Source organism: Sorangium sp. So ce406 (genome assembly GCF_051474675.1).
GTDB classification, from domain to species: Bacteria; Myxococcota_A; Polyangia; order Polyangiales; family Polyangiaceae; genus Sorangium; species Sorangium cellulosum_G.
Map to the genome: position 1 here is coordinate 2,864,952 of NZ_CP150340.1, position 21,174 is coordinate 2,886,125.

Consider the following 21,174-nt stretch of genomic DNA (forward strand, 5'->3'; position numbering starts at 1 on the left):
GGAGCGCCGGGGGCTCACACGGGGACCCGTCTGCCTACAGCGCGGGCGGCGTCGGGGGCCGCCTGCCGCGAAGCGAAGACGACTCGGGGGCATCACCTGCGCCGGACGGACCTGTTTCGTTGCGCGGGCCAGCCAGTCCGCTGCAAGATGCCCCGACGCACGACACACGCGCCGCCCGGCGTGGCCTTCCAGGCAGCATCCGGCGCCACCCGGGCAGCGCGCGCGACGTTCAACTTCACTTCTGGAGGCAGCGGCGACAGCGATGACCAACGAACCGACCTTCATCGAAAACCCCGTGCTCCGGGGCTTTCATCCGGACCCCTCGATCCTCCGGGTGGGGGAGGACTACTATCTCGCCACCTCCACCTTCGAGTGGTTTCCGGGCGTGCGGCTCCACCACAGCCGCGATCTCCGCCACTGGAGGCCCATCGGCCATGCCCTGGACCGCCGCTCCCAGCTCGATCTGCTCGGCAATCCGCGCTCAGGGGGGGTCTGGGCGCCTTGCCTCACGCACGCGCGCGGCGTGTTCTATCTGGTCTATACCGACGTCAAATGCTGGGGCCGCGGCTTCGTGGACGCGCACAACTACGTCGTCACCGCCAGCCGCATCGAGGGGCCGTGGTCCGAGTCCATCGCGCTGAACCGCGGCGGCTTCGATCCCTCGCTGTTCCACGACGACGACGGGCGGATGTGGCTCGTCAACATGGTGTGGGACCACCGTCCCGGCAACGACCAGTTCCCCGGCATCGTGATGCAGGAGTTCGACCTGCAGCAGCGCCGGCTCGTCGGCGAGCGCCGCTGGATCTTCCGCGGCAGCGGGCTCGGCCTCACCGAGGGGCCGCACCTCTACCGGCGCGGGGACCACTACTACCTCCTCCTCGCCCAGGGCGGCACCAGCTACGAGCACGCCGTGACCCTGGCGCGCTCCCGCCACATCGAGGGGCCCTATGAGGTCGACCCGAACACCCCGCTGCTGACGTCTCGCCACGACCCGAGCCTCGAGCTGCAGAAGGCTGGTCACGGCTGCCTCGTCGAGACGTCGACCGGGGAGTGGTACCTCGCCCACCTGTGCGGGAGGCCGCTCCCGGGCGAGCGCCGCTGCATCCTCGGCCGCGAGACGGCCCTCCAGCGGCTGCGCTGGACCGACGACGGATGGCTCGCGCTCGATGGGGCGAGCAGCCCGCGCTCGCCCGCCGTCCGCGTGCCGGCGCCCAGGCTGCCGGCCGACCCGATCGAGGCGCCGCCGGTGCGGGACGACTTCGACAGGGGGGCGCTCGGCGTCCACTACCAGACGCTGCGCGACGTGCCCGACGAGAGCTGGGTGTCGCTGCGCGAGCGCCCCGGCCACCTGCGCGTCCGCGGCCGCGAGTCGCCGCAGTCGCTGCACCGGCAGAGCGTCGTCGGGCGCCGCATCCAGTCCATCCGCTGTCGCGTCGAGACCTGCCTCGAGTTCGAGCCGACCTCGTTCCAGCAGATGGCCGGGCTCATGTGCATGTATGACGACGAGAACTTCTTCTACGCGCTGCTGAGCCACGATGAGCGCGTCGGGCGCTCGGTCGCGCTCCTGGGCAGCGAGCTCGGGAAGCTGACATGGCTCGCGCGGCCGCTCGCCTTCTCGGGCCCGCGCCTCCACCTCCGCTTCGAGCTCTCCGGCAAGGATCTCCAGTTCTCGTGCTCGCGGGACGGCGCGCGCTTCGACGCGCTCGGGCCGGTGCTGGACGCGTCGCTCCTGTCGGACGAGCGCGCCTCGCTCGGCATCGGCTTCACCGGCGCCTTCGCGGCGCTGTGCGCGCACGACCTCACGGGCCAGAGCCTGCCCGCCGACTTCGATTACCTCGACTACGAGGAGCTCCCGCAGGGCCGCTGAGCGCGGCCCTCTGCTCGACCCGCCGTCGCCCTCGTCGCGGTCTCGCCTGGCGCCCTCGTCAGGAGGCCGCTTCGGCGTCCGGCGACGGCGGCGCCGGGAGCGCCACGGAGAACGTGGCGCCCTTCGAGAGCACGCTCTCCACCCAGATGCGCCCGCCGTGGCCCTCGACGATGCGCTGCGCGATGGCGAGCCCGAGGCCGGTCGAGCGCTCGCCGCCGGTGCTGACCGTCCTGGCCCGACCGAACGGCCGGAAGAGCTTGCCGATGTCCTCCGGCGCGATCCCGGGCCCCTCGTCCTGGACCGACACGATCACCTCGCTGCCGTCCCCGTTCGCGCCGTCCGGGGCGCTGGCGCTCTGGACCCGGACGCGGATGGTCGTGCCCGGAGGGGAGTAGTGGATCGCGTTGCTGATGAGGTTGTTGAGCACCTGCTCCAGCTTGTGGACGTCCACGTCGACCCGCGGGACGCTCTCGTCGCTCTCGACGACGAGCTTCATGCTCTTCTGCCCCGCGAGCACCATGTTGAGCGCCACGTTCGACTCGACGAGCTGGACGATATCCGTGCTCTTCCGGTCGAGGTTCAGCTTGCCGAGCTCGATCATCGACACGTCGAGCAGATCGTTGATGAGCGAGAGCATGAACTTGCTCGAGCTCCGGATCATCTCGATGATCTCGACGCCGCCCTCCCGGAGCAGCGAGGACGGCTCCCCGCGCCGCTGCGTCATCAGCATGAAGTCGCTGTAGCCCAGGATGACGCCGAGCGGATTCCTGAGATCGTGGGCCGCCATGCCGACGAAGCGGTTCTTCTCCTCGTTCAGCCGCACCAGCTCCGCGTTCTTCGCCGCGAGCTCCTCGTGCATCTGGAGGAGCTGCCGGTTGCTCTCCTCGAGCGTGTCGGCGTACTGCTTGAGCTTGAGCTGGCTCCGCTTGTGCTCGATGGCGTAGCGGATCGTGCGCTCGAGGATCTGCGCGTCGAACCGCCCCTTCACCAGGTAATCCGCCGCGCCCGCGCTCATCGCGGCCATGTCGATCGCCTCGTCGCCGACGCCGGTCAGCATGATGATCGGGATCGCGCAGCCGAGGTGGTTCGCCTCGTGCACGACGTCGAGCCCGGTGCGGGCGTCGAGCCGGAAGTCGAGGAGGCAGACGTCGTAGCCGCCGGCGAGCAGCGCCTCGATCGCCTCGTCCGAGGTGCTCAGCCACGTCACGTCATAGCGGGTCCGGGATATCTCGCGGAGGAGCCGGCGCGTGACGAGATGATCGACCTCGTCGTCATCCACCAGAAGGACCTTGATCTCGCTGTCACTCATCGGGAGCCTCGACGTCGCCGACCCCGCGGAGCCCGGTCGCCCTCGCGCCGTGCCGCCCCGCGCCACGCCGCCCGCCGCGGGGCCGTGGCCGTGGTCATGGTCCTCGCTCTAGTAATCATTGCCGGCGCTTCTGCTCGTCCGCGACGCCCACGAACGCGCGCGCCAGGGTGATGAGCTGCCCCGCGTCGAACGGCTTGACGAGAAACGCCGAGGCGCCGAGGCGCGACAGGCACTGCCAGTCGGCCGCACCCCCGGTCCCTGTCGCCACGATGATCGGAAAGTCTCCGCCCTTTGGCAGCTTCCTCACCGCCGCGGTGAGGGCGATGCCGTCCAGGCCGGGCATGTCGAGGTCGAACACGCCGAGCGACGGGGGGTTCGCCTCGATCGCGGCCAGCGCCGCGCTGCCGTCGGGCGCGGTCTCGATGATCGCGCCCGGCAGCGCCTGCGCGAGGACGCTGACGAGGAAGGCCCGGAAGGACGGGCTGTCGTCCGCGACCATGACGCGCGTCGAGCGCGCGTACGTCGGCATGGCGCTGCGCGCGTCGAGCAGCGCCTCGCGCAGCGCCTCGGCGCTCGCCGTGCGCTGGTCCGGCTCCTTGGCCAGCGCCGCGAGCACCGGCGCGTCGAACGACGACGGGAGGTCGAGGCAGAGCTCGCTCGGCGGGATCGGCGGCTGATAGGCGTGCTGCATGACCAGGTCGACCGTGCTCGTGCTCTGGAACGGCAGGCGGCCGGCGAGCAGGTAGTAGGCGACCACCCCGAGCGCGTAGACGTCGATCCGCGGCAGGAGCGCCGGGTCGAGCTGCCGGCCCAGCGCGACCTCGGGCGCCAGGTACGCCGGGGTGCCGGAGAAGGCGAGCTCGATCCGATCGCCGCGCGGGATCCGCTTCGCGAGGCCGAGATCGGCCACCACGACGCGCAGGGCGTGGCCGACCAGGATGTTGCTCGGCTTGACGTCGCGGTGCGCGATGCCCGAGGCGTGGATCGCCGAGACGCCGAGGCAGGCCTGGTCGAGGATGCTCAGCGCCTCGTCGAGGCCGAGCCGGCCGCCCTTGCTGTGGACGTAGGTGTCGAGCGTGACGCCGGGCACGTACTGCATGACGAAGTACGGCGCGTTCTCGTACTCCCCGAACGCGTAGATCTCGACCACGTTCGGGTGGTGCACGCGCGCCATCGCCCGCGCCTCCGCGAGGAGCCGGGCCTGCATCTGCGCGTTGTCGAGCTGCTCGGGGCGGAGCAGCTTGATGGCCACGTCTCGCTGGAGCTGGTCGTCGCGCGCCAGCAGGATGACGCCCATCGCGCCTTCTCCGAGGCGTCCGAGAATGCGATAGACCCCGCCAAGGATTGTGCCGTCGGGAGGCACCTGAACATGGCCTCCACCCTCGTGCATGCTCGACCGCGTGGCGGCCAAGGCCAGGTCCTCGTCGCTCAGCGTCGAGCCCTCGGCGTAGCGGTCGACCGGCGGCTCGACGCGCACGGGGGACCGGTCGCGCACCACCGTGTCCACGCCTTGCAGCGTATCCGCGACGTCGGGCACGAGCGGCGCCGGTGGATCACCGCCGTTCTCGCTTCCGGAATTGAAGCCAGGCGGGCCGCCCGCCGCGTCTGCCATGGAGCGCATGATACGTGCCCTGCTCATGCCTATCAATGACGAGCGACACGCATCGCCGATGCGAAGGATCGTGCACGCGGCTGTCGGAGGGCGTGTCGCAGGAGCGTCACGGTGAACGGGCACTGCTGAGCACGCGACCGCGCGGAGTCAAGCGCGATGTCGAGATTGTGTCGGGAGGACGCGCGGCTCAGCGCGCCTGGTTCTGTGAGCTGCGCAGCGCTCGCGAGCGCTGCGCGGCCCCTTGCGACGGGAGCGGCTCCAGCCGTGGCAGCCTCGGCAGCCGCCGCTCGCCGACGCGCGCCGCGCGGAGCACCTGGCGCGCGTCCTGGCGGAGCGCCGATGAGCGCGCGCTCGCGCTCGTGGCCGCTCATGGCGTTCCATCGGTCACAGCGCCATCGCTCACGGCGCGCCGATCCCGGCGAGGTACGCCCTCGCGAGATGGATGTTGTCGTTCTGGGAAGGGTGGAAGTCGCGGCGCACATACTCGCGGATTCCGCGGAGGAACACGTCCTTCACGATGGCCCGCGGCCTGTGGAAGGGGAGGCGCTCCCCCGGCTCGTCGCGGCGGGGGATCTCCTGGAAGAGCAGCACGAGCAGGGCGGCGAGCCAGAACATCGCGAGCGTGATCGTGGCGACCGCGAAGCCGAGCATGCGGAGGCCGTAGCTCGGGTTGACCACCTTGAGCACGTCGAAGGCCACGGTCTTGTGCTCGATCTCCTCGGCCGCGTGCCAGAGCAGGAGCGCCCGCGCGGTCGGGTGGGCCAGGTCGAGCGTCCCCGCCTGGAGCGCGTCCTCCGCGAGGATCGCGGTGTAGTGCTCGAGCGCCGCGGTGACCGAGAGCCGCAGCTCGTGAGAGCAGATGCGCTCGATGCCGTCGTAGGCGACCTTCTCGTAGGCGCGGAGGAACCCGTCGATCGCGTAGCCCTGCCCGCGGAGCAGATCGAAGAACCGCTCGTGCGCCTTCGCGTGGTGGCTCTCCTGGCCGAAGAACGCCTTCATCTGGGCGCGCAGCGCCGGGTCGTCGACCCGGTCGGCGTAGCGGGCGACGCTCCGGATGAAGAAGCGCTCGCCCGCGGGGAACAGGAGGTTGACCGCGTTGGCGATGTGGGTCGGCACCGCCGCCCCGCCGAGCCAGTAGCGCGTGAGGCCCTGCTCGAACTGCACCGGCGGCTTGCGCGGTCTGAGGGACGGCTGCTCGGTGACCATCGTGCTCTCCTTCTCCCGAGGTGCTTGCTCCCGAGGCGTCCTTCGTGGCGATCCGCCACGCGGGAGGAGCCCCTCCCGGGCGCGTCGGAGCGCGGCCCAGGGCACGGGTGCCGGCCGCATCCATAGCAGTTATTGAACCAGAGTCAATAGTGTTGAACCTGGTTCAATAGCGTCGCGGGGAGGGGAGAGGCGGGGCCGCGGGCGCGGCGCGGGCAGGATCAGGGGTTGTAGCGGCGGCCGGTGCGGTAGCTCGCGACGGCGAGCTCCACCGGGCGGAACAGGGGTGTGGGCAGGGCGTCGAGCGGGTACCAGCCCCAGCCGGCGATCTTGTGAGGCTCGCGCTCCTCCGGCTCGCCCTCGAACTCGTCGGCGAGGAGCTGGATGTCCACGTAGTGCTTGCCGTAGGCGACGATGTTGCTGAGGCACAGGAAGGAGAGCTTCTTGACGACAAGGCCGCTCTCCTCGCGCACCTCGCGGATCGCGCAGTCCTCGAACGACTCGCCGAGCTCGAGGTGGCCTCCGCACCAGGAGTAGCTGCCGTCGCCGTGGCTGCCGCGCCGGCGCGCGAGCAGCACGCGGCCGTCGCGCACCAGCATGACGCCCACGCCCACCTGCGGCCGCTCCGCGGCGCTCCCTCCGACGATCGCTCCTCCCACAGGGCACCTCCCGCGCGGCGGAACAAGCGCGCGCGAGAGCGCCCTCTACCACGGCGGCGCCGCGCGGATCTGCCGCCCGCCCGCGCGGCGCGGCGCCGGCGGCAGATCCGCGCGCAAGGGCCGGATCCGATTGACTTTTCAGTGAACGCGCGTACCGTGCCAGTCCCTATGGATGCGACCTTGCCGTGGGAGCTGAATCCAGTCCTCGACCAGAGCCGGCTCCTGCTCCTGGCGCAGACCGCCTTCGACGTCCGCAACAAGGCGTTCAGCGAGGCGAACCGGGAAGAGGGGGATACGAGCTGGGGAATCGGCTGCAAGGCGCACGAGCGGTTCGGTCACGCCCTCTGCCGGCTCTCGGAGAGCGGCAAACACCCCTGGCTCACGGTCTACCGCGACGGGCTGTACCTGATGCCGCACATCGAGGGGGTGGCGGTGCGCGTGTACCGCGGCCCGGCCGACAAGCCCTCGCAGAGGCACCTCGAGGCCGCCCGCAGCGAGCACAGTCGCCGCTCGGAGCCGCGGCAGATGGCGTTCTCGTTCATGGGGCACGAGGTCGAGCCGGACGGCCCCTGGTTCTGGATGATGGCGATCGAGACGGACGTCGAGGGGCGCGCGCTCCGCGCCGTGTTCTTCCAGGCCAACGAGGCCGGCGGCACCCGGAACGCGTGGGAGGCCCCGGTCGAGCGCCTCTCCGACGCGCCGGCGCACGGGTCGACGACCGCGCCGGCGCCCGAGCCCAGGGACAAGCCCGCTCGCCCGGCTCGACCGCGCGCGGCCTCGGGCGCTCCGGGGAAAGGCGCGCTCGCGTCGCGCGAAGGACGGCCGCTGTTCCAGGCGCAGACCGTGCCCCTGCCGCTCCAGTCCCAGCCGAGCTGACGGCCGGCGACAACGGGCGAATCAGGCAGATCCCAGGCGGGGAGGGGGGCTGTCGGAGGGGGGCGAGCTCTCGCGCCGGATGTTCGGCTCCGCGCGGAGCTCGCCTTCCAGGATGGTGACGGCCTGTCCGCCGAGATCGACGCGATCGCCGCGCAGGCGCACGCGCACCACGCCGCCTCGCGCAGAGGCCTGATAGGCCACCATCTCGGTCTTGCCGAGGCGCGCCGCCCAGAACGGCGTCAGGCAGCAATGGGCAGAGCCGGTGACCGGATCCTCGTTGACGCCGGCGGCGGGCGCGAAGAAGCGCGACACGAAATCGAAGTCCCGGGACGAGCTCCGGCTCGTGATGATGACGCCCCGCGCGGGCACGGTCGCGAGCTGGCCGAAATCGGGCCTGGCGGCGCGGACCTCGTCCTCCGAGCCCACGAGGATGAGGTAGTCGAGCGCGTTCCTGCCGATGTAGAGCGGCTCCACGCGCAGCGCCTGCTCGAGGCCCGGCGGCGGCTCCGATCGCTCCTGGCGCTTCGCCGGGAAATCGAGCTCGATCCACCCGTCGTCGCGGCGAGATGCGGTGAGCAGGCCGCTCTGCGTCGAGAAGCGTGCCTGCGCGTCCGGCGCGAGCTGGCCTGTCTCCCAGAGCACGTGCGCGCTCGCGAGCGTGGCGTGCCCGCAGAGCGCGATCTCCACCGCCGGGCTGAACCAGCGGAGATCGTAGCCGCCGTCGCCGCGGCCGACCAGGAAGGCCGTCTCCGAGAGGTTCATCTCGCGCGCCACGGCCTGCATCCACGCCGCGGGGCGCGCCTCGGGCAGGACGCACACGGCCGCCGGGTTGCCGCGGTACGGCTTGCCCGTGAACGCATCCACCTGGGTGATCCGGAGGCCCATCGACGAACGACTACCGCGGTCCTGCCCCACCGTCCACGCGGAAGCGGCGGGCCTCCGACGGGCAGCCTGGAGATCTCCGAGAACGGTGATGCACGGGGGCAGACGTCACACGGGCATTCCCATCGTCCGGCAGAGCGCGTTGAACTCCTCCGTGAAGCGCCCGTTCGTGCCGCGCAGCACGAGCGGCGGCTCGTCGCTGGGCGGCGCCGCCTCCCCGGCGCGGCGCAGCGCATAGACAGAGAACAGCGCCGCCTTGCCCTCCTTCGGGACGACATCGCGCCACGCCACGAGCGCGAGCCCCGCGGCCGCCGCGGCCGCCTCGACCCGCCCCCGCTGCCGCGCCGACGCGCAGGCCACGAACGGCGCGCCGGGCGCGAGCAGCCGGGCCGCCGTGAGGCAGTAGTCCTCGACGCCGCCGCGGTGCTCGAAGCGGCACGGCCCGCGCTGGAGATGAGAGGACTCGATGCCTGTGCCGACAGGCAGGTACGGCGGCGTGCCCGTCACGAGACCCGCGGGGCCGAGGCCCTCGACCGACGCCGTATCGCGCAGGTCCCCCCACCGCACCTCGCAGCGCGCGTCGAGGCCGTTCCACCCGACCGAGCGCCGCGCCATCGCGGCGCTCACCTCCTGCGCCTCCACGCCCGCGCAGCGCGCGTCCGGGAAGCGCCACGCGGTGAACAGCAGCACCGTGCCGATGCCGCACCCGAGGTCGACCGCGCGGCGCGGGGGCGCGTGCGCGACCCGCTCCGCCGCGAACCACGCGGTCACGAGGTCGTCGGCCGACCAGCGGTGGCCGTCGAGCCGCTGGAGGATGCGGAAATCGCCCGAGAGGTAGCAGAGGTCCTCGCCGGGGCCGGGCCAGACCTCCGGGCGATCCGGCGGCGTCGCGGGCCGCGGCCCGGGGGCGATCCACCCAGGCGGCCGGCGCGCGGGCCGGACGACCCCGCCGCGCGGCGCGGGGGATGGCTGGGCGTCGAGCTGCACGTCAGGCGGAGCGATCATCGGACCCCATGTACCACGCCGCCGCGGCGTCAGGGGTCCTTGCACTCCTCCAGGAAATCGGGGTCATCGCAGAATCGGCACGGGGTCTTCTCGCAGTCCAGCGGAGGGCACGACCCGGGGCACCCCGGCTCGTTCGGGTCACACTTGATGAGCTGCCAGGTGATCGAGCCCATGTCCTCCGGATCGGCCGGGCAATAACACTGGTTGAAGTCGTGCGACGCCATCATCGTGATGGTGTGGCACTCCCGCTCCGGCGTCTCCCCGTCGCTCGGGAGATTCATACCTTCGACACTCCACTCGAGGGTGAAGGAGCGCTGTCCGCCGGCGATCGTCCCCGCCCCGACCGACCACGGGGCGCGGAGCCTTCGATATGCGCTCCCGTCAGGGCTGCGCCTGCCGTAATCGACGTAGAGGGCGACCTCCACGGGTTGTCCGTTGTCCTCGGACAGCACCGACGCGCTGAAAGACTTGCGCACGTCCTGTTCGTCGATGTGGATCGGGATGTGCGGCGGCGGGAAGGGCTCGGTGAGCACCGGCGCGGTCTTCGAGGGGTGATCGTACTCCGGCGGCGAGATCACGAGGCAGCCCGCGGCCGACGCGGCGAGCGCCGCTGTCGCGAGCGAGCGCGCGAGGGCGGCGGCGAAGCGCGGGCGCGCCGCGAGGGCGGCGGCGCGGACGGGAGGATGGCAGGGCGGAACGGTCATGGTGGCGCGGTGCAGGGGGCCGAGGGCGCGGGGCCCGAGCCGGACGCTGGAACTGTATCCGCTCGGGCGGCGCGCGGTGCATCTAGCTGCATTTGGACGGCCTCGGCGGAAGCGGCGCGCGAGGCCGCGGCGCGCGGGGCCGCGGCGCGCGGTGCGGAGGACGCGCGGCCCCGTCGCGCCGCGAGGTCACTTGCGCGTGCCGGCCGGCGCGCCGTCCAGCGCGTAGATGACCTTCACCTGCGTGCTGAGCTGCACCTCGCCGGGCGCGACGGGGGTGCCCGCGTCGCCGTAGGCAGCGGAGGCCATGGCCATGCGGCCGTGGACGGGGCCCGAATCGATGATCTCGCTGATCGCGACGACCCGGCCGAGCGCGACGCCCTGCAGCCGGGCGAGCGCCTCGGCGCGCGCCCGCGCGTCGGCGATCGCCTTCTCGCGCGCCTGCGCCTCGAGCGGGTCGGTCTTGTCGAGGTCGAACGAGACGCCCCACACGTTGTTCGCGCCAGCGGCTGTGACGGCATCGAGCACCGCCCCGACCTGGTCGAGGTTGCGGATGACGGCCGTCACCGTGTTGCTCACCCGGTAGAAGTGCGCCGGCGGAGCCGGCTGGGGCGGCGCGAGGTCGGGCGGCGGCGGGGCCTTCGCCGCGGGCGGCGGCGTCGGCTTGGGCCCGCGCGCGGTGGGCGCGGCGGGCGCAGCGGGCGCGGCGGCCTGAGCGGCGGGCGCGGACGCCGCCGCGGAGGCCGCCATGGGCTGCGCGTAGGCGGCCGGCCCCCACGGCGGCACGTCGGGCTGCCGCACGAGCTGGATGGAGTAGTTGCTGGTCTGGATGTCCTTGTCCGCGATCCCGGCCTTCCTCAGCGCCACGAAGATCTCGTTCATGCGCGCGGCGGCCGCCTTCGTCGCCTCCGCGACCGTGGGCGCCATGACCTCGATGCCGAGCTGCGTGCGGGCGACGTCCGGCTTCGCGCTGACCTCGCCCCGGCCGACGACCGTGATGGTGTTGACCTCCGGGCTCACGGCCTGAGGCGTCGCCTGAGGCGCGCAGGCGGCGAGCAGGGGCGCGGTCGACAGCAGAAACCCGGCGAGACATAGCCGGCGTGACAGAGAGCTCTGGTTCTTCATGCCCGTGCAACGCGCGACGCCCGCGCCGGCTTACAGGGCGCGGCGCGGGTCGGCGCGCGGCGACCCGCGCGACGCCCGCGGCGGGCGCCTCGCTGCCCTCGGCAAGTTGCGCCACGGCGCGCCGGGTGCGCTATGGTCGTTCACGTGCTCACAATACCCAGCGATGAAGAGGCCCTCGGAGGTCTGCAGGGGGCCACGATCGGCAGCGACCTCTCGTCGAGCATCGGCTATCGGATCGTGTCGCGCGCCGGGTCCGGGGCGATGTTCGTCTCGTACTACGCGGTCCGCACGGCGCCCGAGGGCGAGACCCCCGTCGTGGTCAAGATCCTCCGGCCGTCGCTCTTCAGGCAGCTAGGTCCGTCCGCGGCGGTGATCGTGAAGAAGGAGGCGGTGTCCCTCGGCCGCCTCAACGAGCAGGTCCCTCCGACGCCGTTCGTGGTCCGGCTCATCGACACCGGCACGTTCGCGGTGCGGCGCGGCACGAAGACCCTGGATCTCCCCTGGATCACGATCGAGTACGTTCACGGCGGCGTCCAGGGCGTGACGCTCCGCCAGCGGGTGCAGGGGACCATCCAGGCCACGGGCCATGCGTTCGATCCGGCGCGCGCGACGCGCGCGATCGAGTGCATCTCGAGCGGGCTGTCAGCGGTGCACGACGTGGGCGTCGTCCACCGGCAGCTCACGCCGGAGAGCATCCTGTGCTGCGGGTCGGGCGACGAGGAGCTGTTCAAGATCAGCGACTTCGGCCTGGCGCGGCCGCGCGGCATCCGCGAGACGATCATGGCCGGCGTCGTCGGCAACGCCGGGGTCGTGCCGCCGGAGATGCTGTCCGCCGATCCGAGCACCATCGGCCCGTGGACCGACATCTTCAACCTCGCGTGCGTCATCTTCTTCGTGCTCACGGGCGAGGAGTACATCGTCGCGGAGTCGCAGGCGCAGGCGCTCATGGCGGCGATGGCGCGCACGCGCCGGAGCATCCTCGATACGAGGTGGCTGCACCCCGCGCTGCGCGGCAACGACCAGGCGTGCAAGTCGATCGACTTCGCGCTCCGCTGGGCGTCGGCGGGCGAGGCGCAGGAGCGCCTCCAGGAGGCCGTGGCCGTGGCCGCGATGCTCTCGCCGTACCTCCGCCCCGCCTCGCCGGTCTCGGCGCTGGAGCAGCGGCTCGTCGCCAACGCGAGCGAGCAGCGCGCGCGCGCCCCGGAGGAGATGGCCCCCATGACCATCCCGTCCACGCACGTGAAGTCGCCGGTGCAGCTCACGGGGGAGCTCGGCCAGACGATGCTCTCGCCGCGCCAGCCGAGGGGCGCCGACCGCCCGAGCCCGGACCGCGCGATCGAGGCCGAGCTCGTCAGCGTGCAGCCGCCGCGCGCGCTGCGGGAGGCGCCGCAGCGGGTGTCGACGATCGTCGAGCGGTGGACGTGGAGCGTGCTCCACCACCCGAGCCTCGACTCGGTCATCCGGAGCGTGGCCTGGGACGGCTACGGCCGGTGCCTCGCGGCGGGGACGGGCGGGCTGCTGTTCTGGAACGGGACGGGCTGGAGCGAGGCGTCGTCCGGAGGCCTGCCGAGCCCGCAGGGCGTGCGCTTCGTGCACCGGATCGGGCCCGGCCGCTGGCTGCTCGGCGGCGACGCCTCGACGCTCGCGGTGTACACGACCGGCGGCGTCACGGGCGTGTTCCAGCTCCCGGGCGAGCCGCAGAGCCACGTGGCGCTGAGCGGCGACCTGGAGGACATGGGCATCCTGGTCTCGACGACCCAGAACGACCCGCGGCCGCTCCTGCACGCGTTCATCGCGAAGCGGTGGCTGCGGCCGATGCCGGCCGAGGGCGTCGCGCTCCTCGCGGCCGTCGCGCGCGTCGAGGACGAGCGGTGGCTGCTCGTCGGTCGGTCGACGACGGGCGAGGGGCTGGTCGCGCTCTACGCCCCGCTCGACTGGCACCTGGAGCGCATCCCGGCGCCGCCGGCGCGCGCGTTCGTCGCCTGCGCGGGGCGGCCCGATCTGGGGCTCGGCATCGCGGTCGGCGCGGAGGGGAGCGTCGTCTGGCGGTACGGGCAGAGCGTCTTCACGGAGAACATCGAGCCGCGGCGCGCCCTGTCGGCGGCGACGATCGACAGCGAGGGCCGCGCCTGGGCGGGCAGCGCCGGGCGCATCTGGGTGCGGCGCGGCGGCGTCCCGCCGATGGCCGGGTCGTGGGAGTGCGTCTGGGAGAACGACGCCTGGGTCGGCCCGGTCGTGTCGCTGTTCGTCGACTCGGAGGTCGTCGTCGCCATCACGGCCGACGGCGGTATCATCGAGGGGCGCGTCACCGGCTGACGGGCTCGCCCGTCCGCTGCGCCTCGTGCTCCGATGGCGGGACACCCCCTCAACCCCGAGGCCGGATCGACCCCGGTCCCCGACGATCCGCGCGAGGTCGCCGCGGCGGTGCGCGCCGGCGAGCTCTCCCTCGAGCTGACGCCCTACTACGGGTTTCGCTACGGCGAGCGCGGGCGGCGCTTCACGAGGAGCGACAGCGCGTTCCTCGTGACCCTCGCCACGCATACGCGCCCCGTCGTGGAGCGCCAGATCCTCTGGCTCGCTGGCCTGCTCTCCAACCGCGGCATGCCCAGCGTGCTCCTGGAGCAGCACCTGCGGGTGCTGCACCGTGCGCTGTGCCGCGCGATCCCGAGGCGCGCCGCGTCCTATGAGCGTCTCGTGGAGGCGGCCGGGCTGCTGCTCGAGGCGCGGCGCGCGCGCCTGCCCGACGAGGCCTGCCGCGCGCTCTCCCGGTCGTTCGTCCGCGAGGCGGGGCTGCCGCCGACGCGGCTCGCCCTCGGCACCGGGTGGCTGCTCGCCGGCGCGGTCGCGGACGAGGGCTCCGGGATGCGCAGCGCCGTGAGCAGCGTGGCGTCGTGGTTCACCGACCCCGAGCACTTCCCGCCGCGCTTCGTGTCCGCGGTGCAGAGCACCGTCGCCGAGGCGCGGGCCGCCGTGCGCCGGGGCCCAGCGCGCCGCTGAGCCGGCTTACCGGTCGCCCGGAGGCGCGTGGTAGCGCGCGACGACGATCGTGATGTCGTCGTCCGGGCTCGGGCACCAGCCGTCGACGTCCCGCAGGATCCGGTCGCGGATGGCGTCCACCGGCTCGGCCTGGGTGGCCTCGATGGCGGCGCAGAGCCGCTCGAGCCCGAACTGCTCGCGGTGGACGTTGCGCGCCTCCGTCACCCCGTCGCTGTAGAGCACGAGGACGTCGCCGTCCTCGAGGACGAGCTCGGCGTCGCGCGTCATCGCGTCGATGGAGGGCAGGATGCCGACCCAGACGCCGGAGCTCGGGATGCAGGTGCAGCGCCGCGTGCTCGCGCGGCACACGATGAGGTCGTCGTGCGCGCCCGCGAACGTCACGCGCCCGCCGCGCTCGTAGCGGAGCAGGACCAGCGTCGCGTGCTCGTCGCGCTTCAGGCGACCGCGGATGTTGTCGTGGAGCGCCTGGTTGAGCGCCGAGACGATCTCGGCGGGGCTCACGACCTCCGCCCTGCGCGCCATCGCCGCCACCATGCTCTGGATCATCAGCATGACCAGGCCGGCCGCGAGGCCGTGCCCCGCGACGTCGCCGATCCCGATCCAGCCGCCCTCCGGCGTCCCGATGACGTCGTAGTAGTCGCCGCCCACCTCGGCCGCGGGCCTCATGAACGCGCAGAGATCGAGCCCCTCGATCGCGAGGCGCGGCGGCACCAGCTTGGTCTGGATGTGCTGCGCGACCACGCTCTCCTGGCGGCGCTGCTCCTGCTCCAGCCGCTCGCGTATCTCCACCTCCCGGACGATCTCCCGGTGCATCGCCACGGCCTTCAGCGCAGAGCCGAGCTGGAGGCGCAGGGTGTCGTAGACCACCTCGTTGGCGCCGCTGCCGAGCGCCACGATGCCGTAGTGCTCCGCCTCCCCGAAGGTGATCGGCATCGCGAACACGCTCCAGCGCTCGGCGGCGCCGAGGAAGCCGGGCGGGGCGAGGCGGCGCGCCGGGAAGCTCCCGCGCGGCGGCTCCACCTCGCGGCCGTCCTCCATCAGGAAGAGCGGCCTCAGGGTGGCGCGCCCCGCATCGTCGTAGAGCGACACGGCGGCGCGCGTGAGCGACAGGCCGGGCAGCTCCGCCGCCAGCGTGCGCCGGAGCAGGGGCAGGCTCAGGCACGTCGACAGGCACCTCCCCGTCCAGCTCAGGTGGACCGAGGCGCGCTCCAGGTGGAGCCGCCGCTCCGCCTCCGCGCGCGTGGAGGCGTGGGCGATCAGCGCGCGGCATGCGTGCCAGAGCCGCTCGACGTCCTCGTGCTGCGCGCCCGCGCACGCCCGGCGGAGCCGCGCGCGGAGCAGCGTGACCACGCCCTGGAACTGGTCGAGGGCGACGCCCTCGCGCGTCGCGTCGTCGAGCACGCGCTTCAGCGCCTGCAGGAAGCGACCCTCCTGCCCCGCGAGCTCCTCCTCGAGCGCCGAGAGCAGCTCGCCCGGCCAGGCCCTCCGCGGCGCGCCCGGGAAGAGCACGGCGCTCGCGAGCGCGCGCTCGACGGCGTCGCGCTGATCGGCCAGCGACGGGGGCCCGTGCGCGGCCGGCGCCGCCGCGAACGCGCGCGCCGACGTGCGCGGCACCGTCGCGTAGTAGCCGCAGCCGCACGACTCGCGGCGCGTGAGCTCGACCGGGAGGAGGCTGCACTCCGGGACGCGCTCGCCGCGGATCATGCGGACGACCTTCGCGACCGCGAGCGCCCCGAGCTGCTTGATCGGCTGGCGGATGGTCGTGAGCGACGGCTTCGTGACGCGCGAGACGGCGACGTCGTCGAACCCGCACACGAGGACGTCGCCCGGGACGTCGAGGCCGTGCGCCTTGATCTCGTCCATCGCGCCGAGGGCCATGTTGTCGTTCCCGGCGATGACCCCGTCGAAGTCGACCCTGCGCGCGAGGAGCTCGCGCATCGCGCGGCGGCCGCTCTCGATCAGGAAATCGCCGGACACGAAGAGCCGCTCGTCGTAGGGGATCGAGCGCGCCGCGAGCGCCCTCCTGTACGCGTCGGCGCGCAGCGTCGCCTCCTCGTTGCTCGGCGGCCCGCTGATGTACGCGACGCGCTGGCAGGCGTGGTCGTCGAGCATGTGCGCGACGATCGTCTCGGCCCCGCGCGCGTTGTCGACGATGACGCTCGGGACGCCGTCCAGCGCGAGCCCCACGCTGCACATGGGCAGGGGCGCGTACGACCGGCAGAACGCGTGGGTGCGCTCGGTGCCGAAGTGGTTCGTGAGCGCCGACGAGAGGATCACCAGGCCGTCGACCGTCTCCGCGCTGATGAGCGGGTAGATGCTGGTTGTCGGCATCATCGAGTAGCCCGAGCGAGCGTGCGTCTCCCCGAAGACGACGAGCAGGTTGACGTCGTGCTCCTCGGCGGCCCGCTCGACCCCGAAGCGCACTTCGGACTGGTATTCGCCGGTGAGATAATCGACCAAGAGCGCGATCGTTGGGCGCTTCGCCGCCATGCGCGTCGCTCTCAGCGCACCTTCTCGTCGATCGACACGAGGCTCGGGGACATGCGCTCGAGGGCCGTCAGGCTCCGCCGCTGCCACGCGAGCCGCGCGTCCGTGACGAAGCGAATCTCGCACTTGAGGCCCTGGGCGGCGACGCCGCAGATGAAGGCGATGAACGCCTTCAGGCAGCTCGAGTTCAGGAAGTAGAGTGCCCGTATGTCGAACTCGACGGCGGCCAGGGAGAGGCGCCTCACCTCCTCCTGGACCTCCTTGCAATAGCCGCCGAGCGGCGCGGCCGCCGCCATATCGCCGGTGCCGGTCAGCTTGATGCTGAGGCGGTCTCCGAGGAGCGCCGGCTCGATGCCGAAGCTGTCCGTGACGACGTGATCAACCCTTAAGCTGCTCATTCGTCCTCCACCGCTCGAGCGGCGCGTGCGCGATGATCGTGAGCTCGTTGCCCTCGATCTTGTAATCGACGTCGAGCCCCCCCTCGGCGCGGACGCGGGCGAGCCCCAGGCCGGAGACTCCCTCGATCATCGCCGTCCCGGTGATGAGCTCGTCGTAGTGCTTCAGCGGATCGCTCGCGGTCTTGAGGTCGAGCAGGCGCTTCTCGACCTCCCTCAGGCGCTCCGGGGACGCCTCGTTGCGCGCGCGGATCTTCATGATGTGCGACCGCTCGTCCTCCTCGAGCGCGAGCTCGAGGCTCACGCGAGGGCCGGTGGAGTACTTGGTGATGTTCTCGGCGAGCTCGTGTGCGGCCATGTAGAACCGCGAGCTCACGTTCGCGTCGTCCAGGACCGCGCCGCAGAAGCTGGACACCAGCCGCAGCACCGCCGTCGCCAGGCGCTCGCTCGGAAAGAAGGTGATGCAGAGGAACAGCGAGGCACCCTGCGTCGGTTCGGGAGATGACACAACCTGTTATCCTACGCTGCTCCCGCGCTGGATCCAACCACTACTTCCGCGGGCGGCGTGATCTCGGCGCTCATGTAGGGTGGTGTCCATCGACAACGCAGGAGCGCAGGGTGTCCTCCGCGTTTCAGTCCGCGTTTTAGTCTATAACGCGTCGCGTTATGATGAGCTCGGTGGCACGCTCGTTGAAGTGATCACGATGCCCATCGACGGTGAAGTGTGTCGTGGAGCCGGCGCAGCGCCGAGCGCCTCGCTCACCACCGCCGTCAGCCGCGGGGGGAGATCCCCTGTGGTCAACCCCACAAGGAGGTTATCGCTGTATGAAACGACGGTCCCTTGCGCCCGGGCGAGCGCGCCGCGGTTCCCATCGATCGACGGTGATCTCGGCCGTTCACCCCCTCGTGAGGCGCGGCGTCCTCGCCGGCGCCGCCGCCGCGGCCCTCGGCTGCAGCGGCGGCCCCGAGGCGGAGCGCGGCCTCGCGCGCGGAGCCGACGGCGATGTCGAGGCGGGCGAGCCGCCCGCGCTCGGGGCCGCCTCTCTCTCGCTCTCGAGCGACGGAGCGGTGTGCGTCACGCTCCGGCGCGGGACGCTCGGCACGGTGAGAGATGCGACACTGTGGCAAAACGCTCCGGCCTGGAACGACTCCACCTCTCCGAACCTCTCGACTGGCTTCGTCGCGCGCGCGGGCCACCGCCGGTCCGTCGTGCAGTTCGACCTCTCTCGCGTGCCCGCCGGCGCGACGGTCGTCTCTGCCACGCTGGGCCTCCACCAGACTCACAAGCTCGAGAGCAGCGCGATCAGCGTCCACCGCGTCACGGCGCCGTGGGACGAGCGGACCGTCACGTGGCAGAGCCTCGGCGACGGCGGCTTCGACGCGGAGCGCGCGGCGACGATCGCGGCCGAGGCGGGCGTCGGCGCCCGCGTGACGGACGTGTCGTCGCTCGTGCAGACGTGGGTGCTCGGGACCGCGGAGAACCACGGCGTGCTCCTCGACGAGGCGCCCGCGCGCGTCACCAACCTCAGGAGCAGCGAGATCGACCGCGCGGAGGAGCGCCCCCGGCTCGAGGTCTGCTACGTGACCTGCGCGGACGGCGTGATGAACGGCCACGAGGCGGGCGTCGACTGCGGAGGGCCGCACTGCGCGCCCTGCGTGGGCGCGACGACGGGGGCGTCGAGCACCGCGACGTCGAGCGCCGTGACGTCGAGCTCGACCGGCGCCTCGAGCGCGGCGGACGATCCGTGCGTCGACCCCGGCGCGCTGCCGCCCGACCCGTCGCCGCCCGCGCGGCTCTCCGAGACCGGGCTCTACGCGGACATCGCGACCCGGTCGCGCGCGGCGAACACGCTCGAGTTTCGCCCCGCGTACGAGCTCTGGTCGGACGGGGCGAGCAAGCGGCGCTTCGTGTACCTGCCCCGCTGCTCCACCATCGACACGAGCGACATGGACCACTGGTCGCTGCCGGTGGGGACGCGCTTCTGGAAGGAGTTCCGCGCCGAGGGCGTGGCCGTGGAGACGCGGCTCATCCACCGGTTCGGTCCCGGGATCGACGACTGGCTGTTCGCCGCGTACGCGTGGGACCCGTCGAGGAACGACGCGTTCCTCGTCGAGGAGGGCGTCGAGGACGCGCGCGGCACCCGGCACGACATCCCGCGGACCGCGGACTGCTGGGAGTGCCACGGCAAGCTCCCGGAGCGGATCCTCGGCTTCAGCGCGCTGCAGCTCAGCCATGACGGGCCGGGCGAGACCATGGCGTCGCTGAGCCGCGCCGGGTGGCTCACCGTCCCGAGGCCGCGCGGGTTCCGCCCGCCGGGCGACGCCGAGGCCGCCGCGGCGCTCGGCTACCTGCACGCGAACTGCGGCAATTGCCACAACAGCACCGGGGTCGCGACGCTGCGGACACGCCTGCTCGCCGCGAACACCACGGTGGAGAGCACCGACACGTACACGACCGGCGTGGGCGTGACGCCCAGCTTCTGGGAGGCCGGCGTCGTCCACCGGATCACGGCGGGAGATCCCGAGTCGAGCGCTGTCGTGCGCCGGATGGCGCACCGCGGTACGCGGGCGCAGATGCCGCCGATCGCGTCGGATGTCGCCGACGCGGCGGGGCTCGCGGCGGTCCGCGCGTGGATCGACGGGCTGCGACCGCGCGCCGGGGCGGCGAGCGGCGGGAGCAGCGGAGCGGCCATGAGCAGCGCGAGCAGCGTCAGCGCGAGCAGCGCGAGCAGCGCGAGCGCAAGCAGCGGCGCTGGCGCGGGCGGCGCGGGCGGCGCGGGCCCTGGCACCGGCGGCGCGAGCTCCGGCGCGGGCGGTGCGGGCGGCGCGAGCCCCGTCAGCGGCGCCGGGGGCGCGTGCGCCGGGGTGCCCCGCCTGAAGCTCACGCAGATCGCGTCCGGGCTGGAGGCGCCCCTCTTCCTCACGAGCCCGCCGGGCGACAGGTCGAGGATGTTCGTCCTCGAAAAGGACGGGGTCGTCCGCCTCATCAAGGACGGCGTCCTCCAGGCCACGCCGTTCCTCGACATCCGGGGCGGGACCTCGTGCCCGCCGTCGCGCCCCGCGAGCGCGCACCCGCTCGTGTGCACGCCCAGCCCGACCGCGGAGGGCGGGCTGCTCGGGATGGCGTTCCACCCCAGCTACGCCAGCAACGGCCGCTTCTGGCTGTTCTACACCGCCGCGCCCAGGGGCAACGTCACGATCGCCGAGTTCCGCCGCTCGGCCTCGAACCCCGATGTCGCCGACACGTCGGCGGCGAACCTGCCTGTCCGGAAGCTCCTCGACGCGCGGCACGGCGGCTGGAACCACGCCGGCGGCACGCTCGCCTTCGGGCCGGACGGCCACCTCTACGCCTCCGTCGGCGACGCGGCCGTCACCCCGTACTCGACCTCTCCGGCGAAGGACCTCTCGTCGCCGCTCGGCAAGATCCTGCGGATCGACGTGGACACCGGGCTCGGCCCGTCCGGCAACCTCACCGGCGACGGCGTGAACCCGCTCGTCTGGGACCACGGTCTGCGCAACCCGTGGCGCTTCAGCTTCGACCGGCGCACGGGCGATCTCTACATCGCCGACGTGGGACAGAACGCGTGGGAGGAGCTCAACATCGAGCCGGCCCGCACCGGGCGGCGCAACTACGGCTGGCCGACGATGGAGGGCAACCACTGCGTCGCGGCGGGGTGCTCCCGGGTCGGCGTCGCGCCCGCCGTGGAGCACAGCCACGCGAGCGGAGAGGGCGGCTCGATCACCGGCGGATACGTCTACCGCGGCGCCGCGATCCCGTGCCTCCAGGGGAGGTACGTCTACGGTGACTACGGGACGCACCGCTTCTGGACGCTGCGGTGGGACGGCGCGACGGTGCGCGATCACGTGGAGATCACGGACGATCTCGCGTCGAGCCTTCCGGCGGCGTCCTTCGGCGAGGACGCGGCCGGCGAGCTCCACGTCGTCATGCTCACGGGGGAGGTGTTCCGCATCGACCCGAGGTGATCCGGCGAGCGCCGGCGCTCGCCGCGCAGCTCGAGCGAGGACGCCGCCGCGCCGCGCGGCGCCCGCGCGGCC

The 21,174-nt window shown here is 72.7% G+C and carries 16 protein-coding genes; 5 read left to right on the top strand and 11 right to left on the bottom strand.

Translation table 11 applies throughout. The features are described from left to right. Positions 1-262 precede the first annotated feature (262 nt). Complete coding sequence (locus WME96_RS10760; RefSeq protein WP_437290057.1) at positions 263-1,867, top strand: glycoside hydrolase family 43 protein; 1,605 nt, start codon at positions 263-265, stop codon at positions 1,865-1,867. Positions 1,868-1,925: 58 nt separating this feature from the next. Here WME96_RS10760 and WME96_RS10765 read toward each other — a convergent pair whose 3' ends face one another. From WME96_RS10765 to WME96_RS10780, 4 genes are all read right to left on the bottom strand, one after another. After that, the gene (locus WME96_RS10765; protein WP_437290058.1) at positions 1,926-3,176 is read right to left on the bottom strand and encodes an ATP-binding protein; all 1,251 of its coding nucleotides are present in this window, start codon (positions 3,174-3,176) and stop codon (positions 1,926-1,928) included. Positions 3,177-3,291: 115 nt separating this feature from the next. Continuing rightward, a complete protein-coding gene (locus tag WME96_RS10770; protein ID WP_437290059.1) occupies positions 3,292-4,788 on the bottom strand; it encodes a protein kinase domain-containing protein in 1,497 nt (498 codons plus the stop codon). Positions 4,789-5,187: 399 nt separating this feature from the next. After that, positions 5,188-5,994, bottom strand: coding sequence for a metal-dependent hydrolase (locus tag WME96_RS10775; RefSeq protein ID WP_437290060.1), 807 nt, complete (start codon positions 5,992-5,994; stop codon positions 5,188-5,190). Between the two features lie 218 nt (positions 5,995-6,212). After that, entirely contained in the window at positions 6,213-6,650 is a 438-nt protein-coding gene (locus WME96_RS10780; RefSeq protein ID WP_437290061.1) for a nucleotide triphosphate diphosphatase NUDT15, read from the bottom strand. Between the two features lie 180 nt (positions 6,651-6,830). Here WME96_RS10780 and WME96_RS10785 point away from each other — a divergent pair, with 180 nt between their 5' ends. Next, positions 6,831-7,526 carry a hypothetical protein gene (locus tag WME96_RS10785; RefSeq protein ID WP_437290062.1) on the top strand — a complete coding sequence of 232 codons (696 nt, stop codon included), beginning with the start codon at positions 6,831-6,833 and terminating at the stop codon, positions 7,524-7,526. Between the two features lie 21 nt (positions 7,527-7,547). Here WME96_RS10785 and WME96_RS10790 read toward each other — a convergent pair whose 3' ends face one another. The 4 genes from WME96_RS10790 to WME96_RS10805 all read right to left on the bottom strand — a co-directional run bounded on the left by WME96_RS10790 (position 7,548) and on the right by WME96_RS10805 (position 11,239). Further along, positions 7,548-8,411 carry a PhzF family phenazine biosynthesis protein gene (locus WME96_RS10790; protein ID WP_437290063.1) on the bottom strand — a complete coding sequence of 288 codons (864 nt, stop codon included), beginning with the start codon at positions 8,409-8,411 and terminating at the stop codon, positions 7,548-7,550. Between the two features lie 105 nt (positions 8,412-8,516). Then, positions 8,517-9,413, bottom strand: coding sequence for a tRNA1(Val) (adenine(37)-N6)-methyltransferase (locus tag WME96_RS10795; protein ID WP_437290064.1), 897 nt, complete (start codon positions 9,411-9,413; stop codon positions 8,517-8,519). Positions 9,414-9,442: 29 nt separating this feature from the next. Continuing rightward, on the bottom strand, positions 9,443-10,117 hold the full coding sequence (locus tag WME96_RS10800) for a hypothetical protein (protein WP_437290065.1): 675 nt from the start codon (positions 10,115-10,117) through the stop codon (positions 9,443-9,445). Between the two features lie 186 nt (positions 10,118-10,303). After that, a complete protein-coding gene (locus WME96_RS10805; protein ID WP_437290066.1) occupies positions 10,304-11,239 on the bottom strand; it encodes an SIMPL domain-containing protein in 936 nt (311 codons plus the stop codon). Between the two features lie 144 nt (positions 11,240-11,383). Between WME96_RS10805 and WME96_RS10810 the strand changes: the two genes are divergently transcribed. Beyond that, entirely contained in the window at positions 11,384-13,555 is a 2,172-nt protein-coding gene (locus tag WME96_RS10810; protein ID WP_437290067.1) for a serine/threonine protein kinase, read from the top strand. Positions 13,556-13,588: 33 nt separating this feature from the next. Further along, positions 13,589-14,236: a hypothetical protein gene (locus WME96_RS10815; protein WP_437290068.1), complete on the top strand. Its 648-nt coding sequence runs from the start codon at positions 13,589-13,591 to the stop codon at positions 14,234-14,236. Between the two features lie 6 nt (positions 14,237-14,242). On the opposite strand, the gene WME96_RS10820 is transcribed toward WME96_RS10815, so the two are convergent. The 3 genes from WME96_RS10820 to WME96_RS10830 are packed head-to-tail and all read right to left on the bottom strand — an operon-like array spanning position 14,243 to position 17,626. Continuing rightward, on the bottom strand, positions 14,243-16,726 hold the full coding sequence (locus WME96_RS10820) for a SpoIIE family protein phosphatase (RefSeq protein ID WP_437290069.1): 2,484 nt from the start codon (positions 16,724-16,726) through the stop codon (positions 14,243-14,245). Positions 16,727-16,737: 11 nt separating this feature from the next. Continuing rightward, entirely contained in the window at positions 16,738-17,121 is a 384-nt protein-coding gene (locus WME96_RS10825; RefSeq protein ID WP_433935323.1) for a hypothetical protein, read from the bottom strand. Further along, positions 17,102-17,626 carry a hypothetical protein gene (locus WME96_RS10830; protein WP_061617816.1) on the bottom strand — a complete coding sequence of 175 codons (525 nt, stop codon included), beginning with the start codon at positions 17,624-17,626 and terminating at the stop codon, positions 17,102-17,104. The genes WME96_RS10825 and WME96_RS10830 overlap by 20 nt, the downstream gene beginning before the upstream one ends. A 374-nt stretch (positions 17,627-18,000) precedes the next feature. Between WME96_RS10830 and WME96_RS10835 the strand changes: the two genes are divergently transcribed. Next, positions 18,001-21,102, top strand: a complete 3,102-nt coding sequence (locus WME96_RS10835; protein ID WP_437290070.1) for a PQQ-dependent sugar dehydrogenase — start codon at positions 18,001-18,003, stop codon at positions 21,100-21,102. Positions 21,103-21,174: the final 72 nt, after the last annotated feature.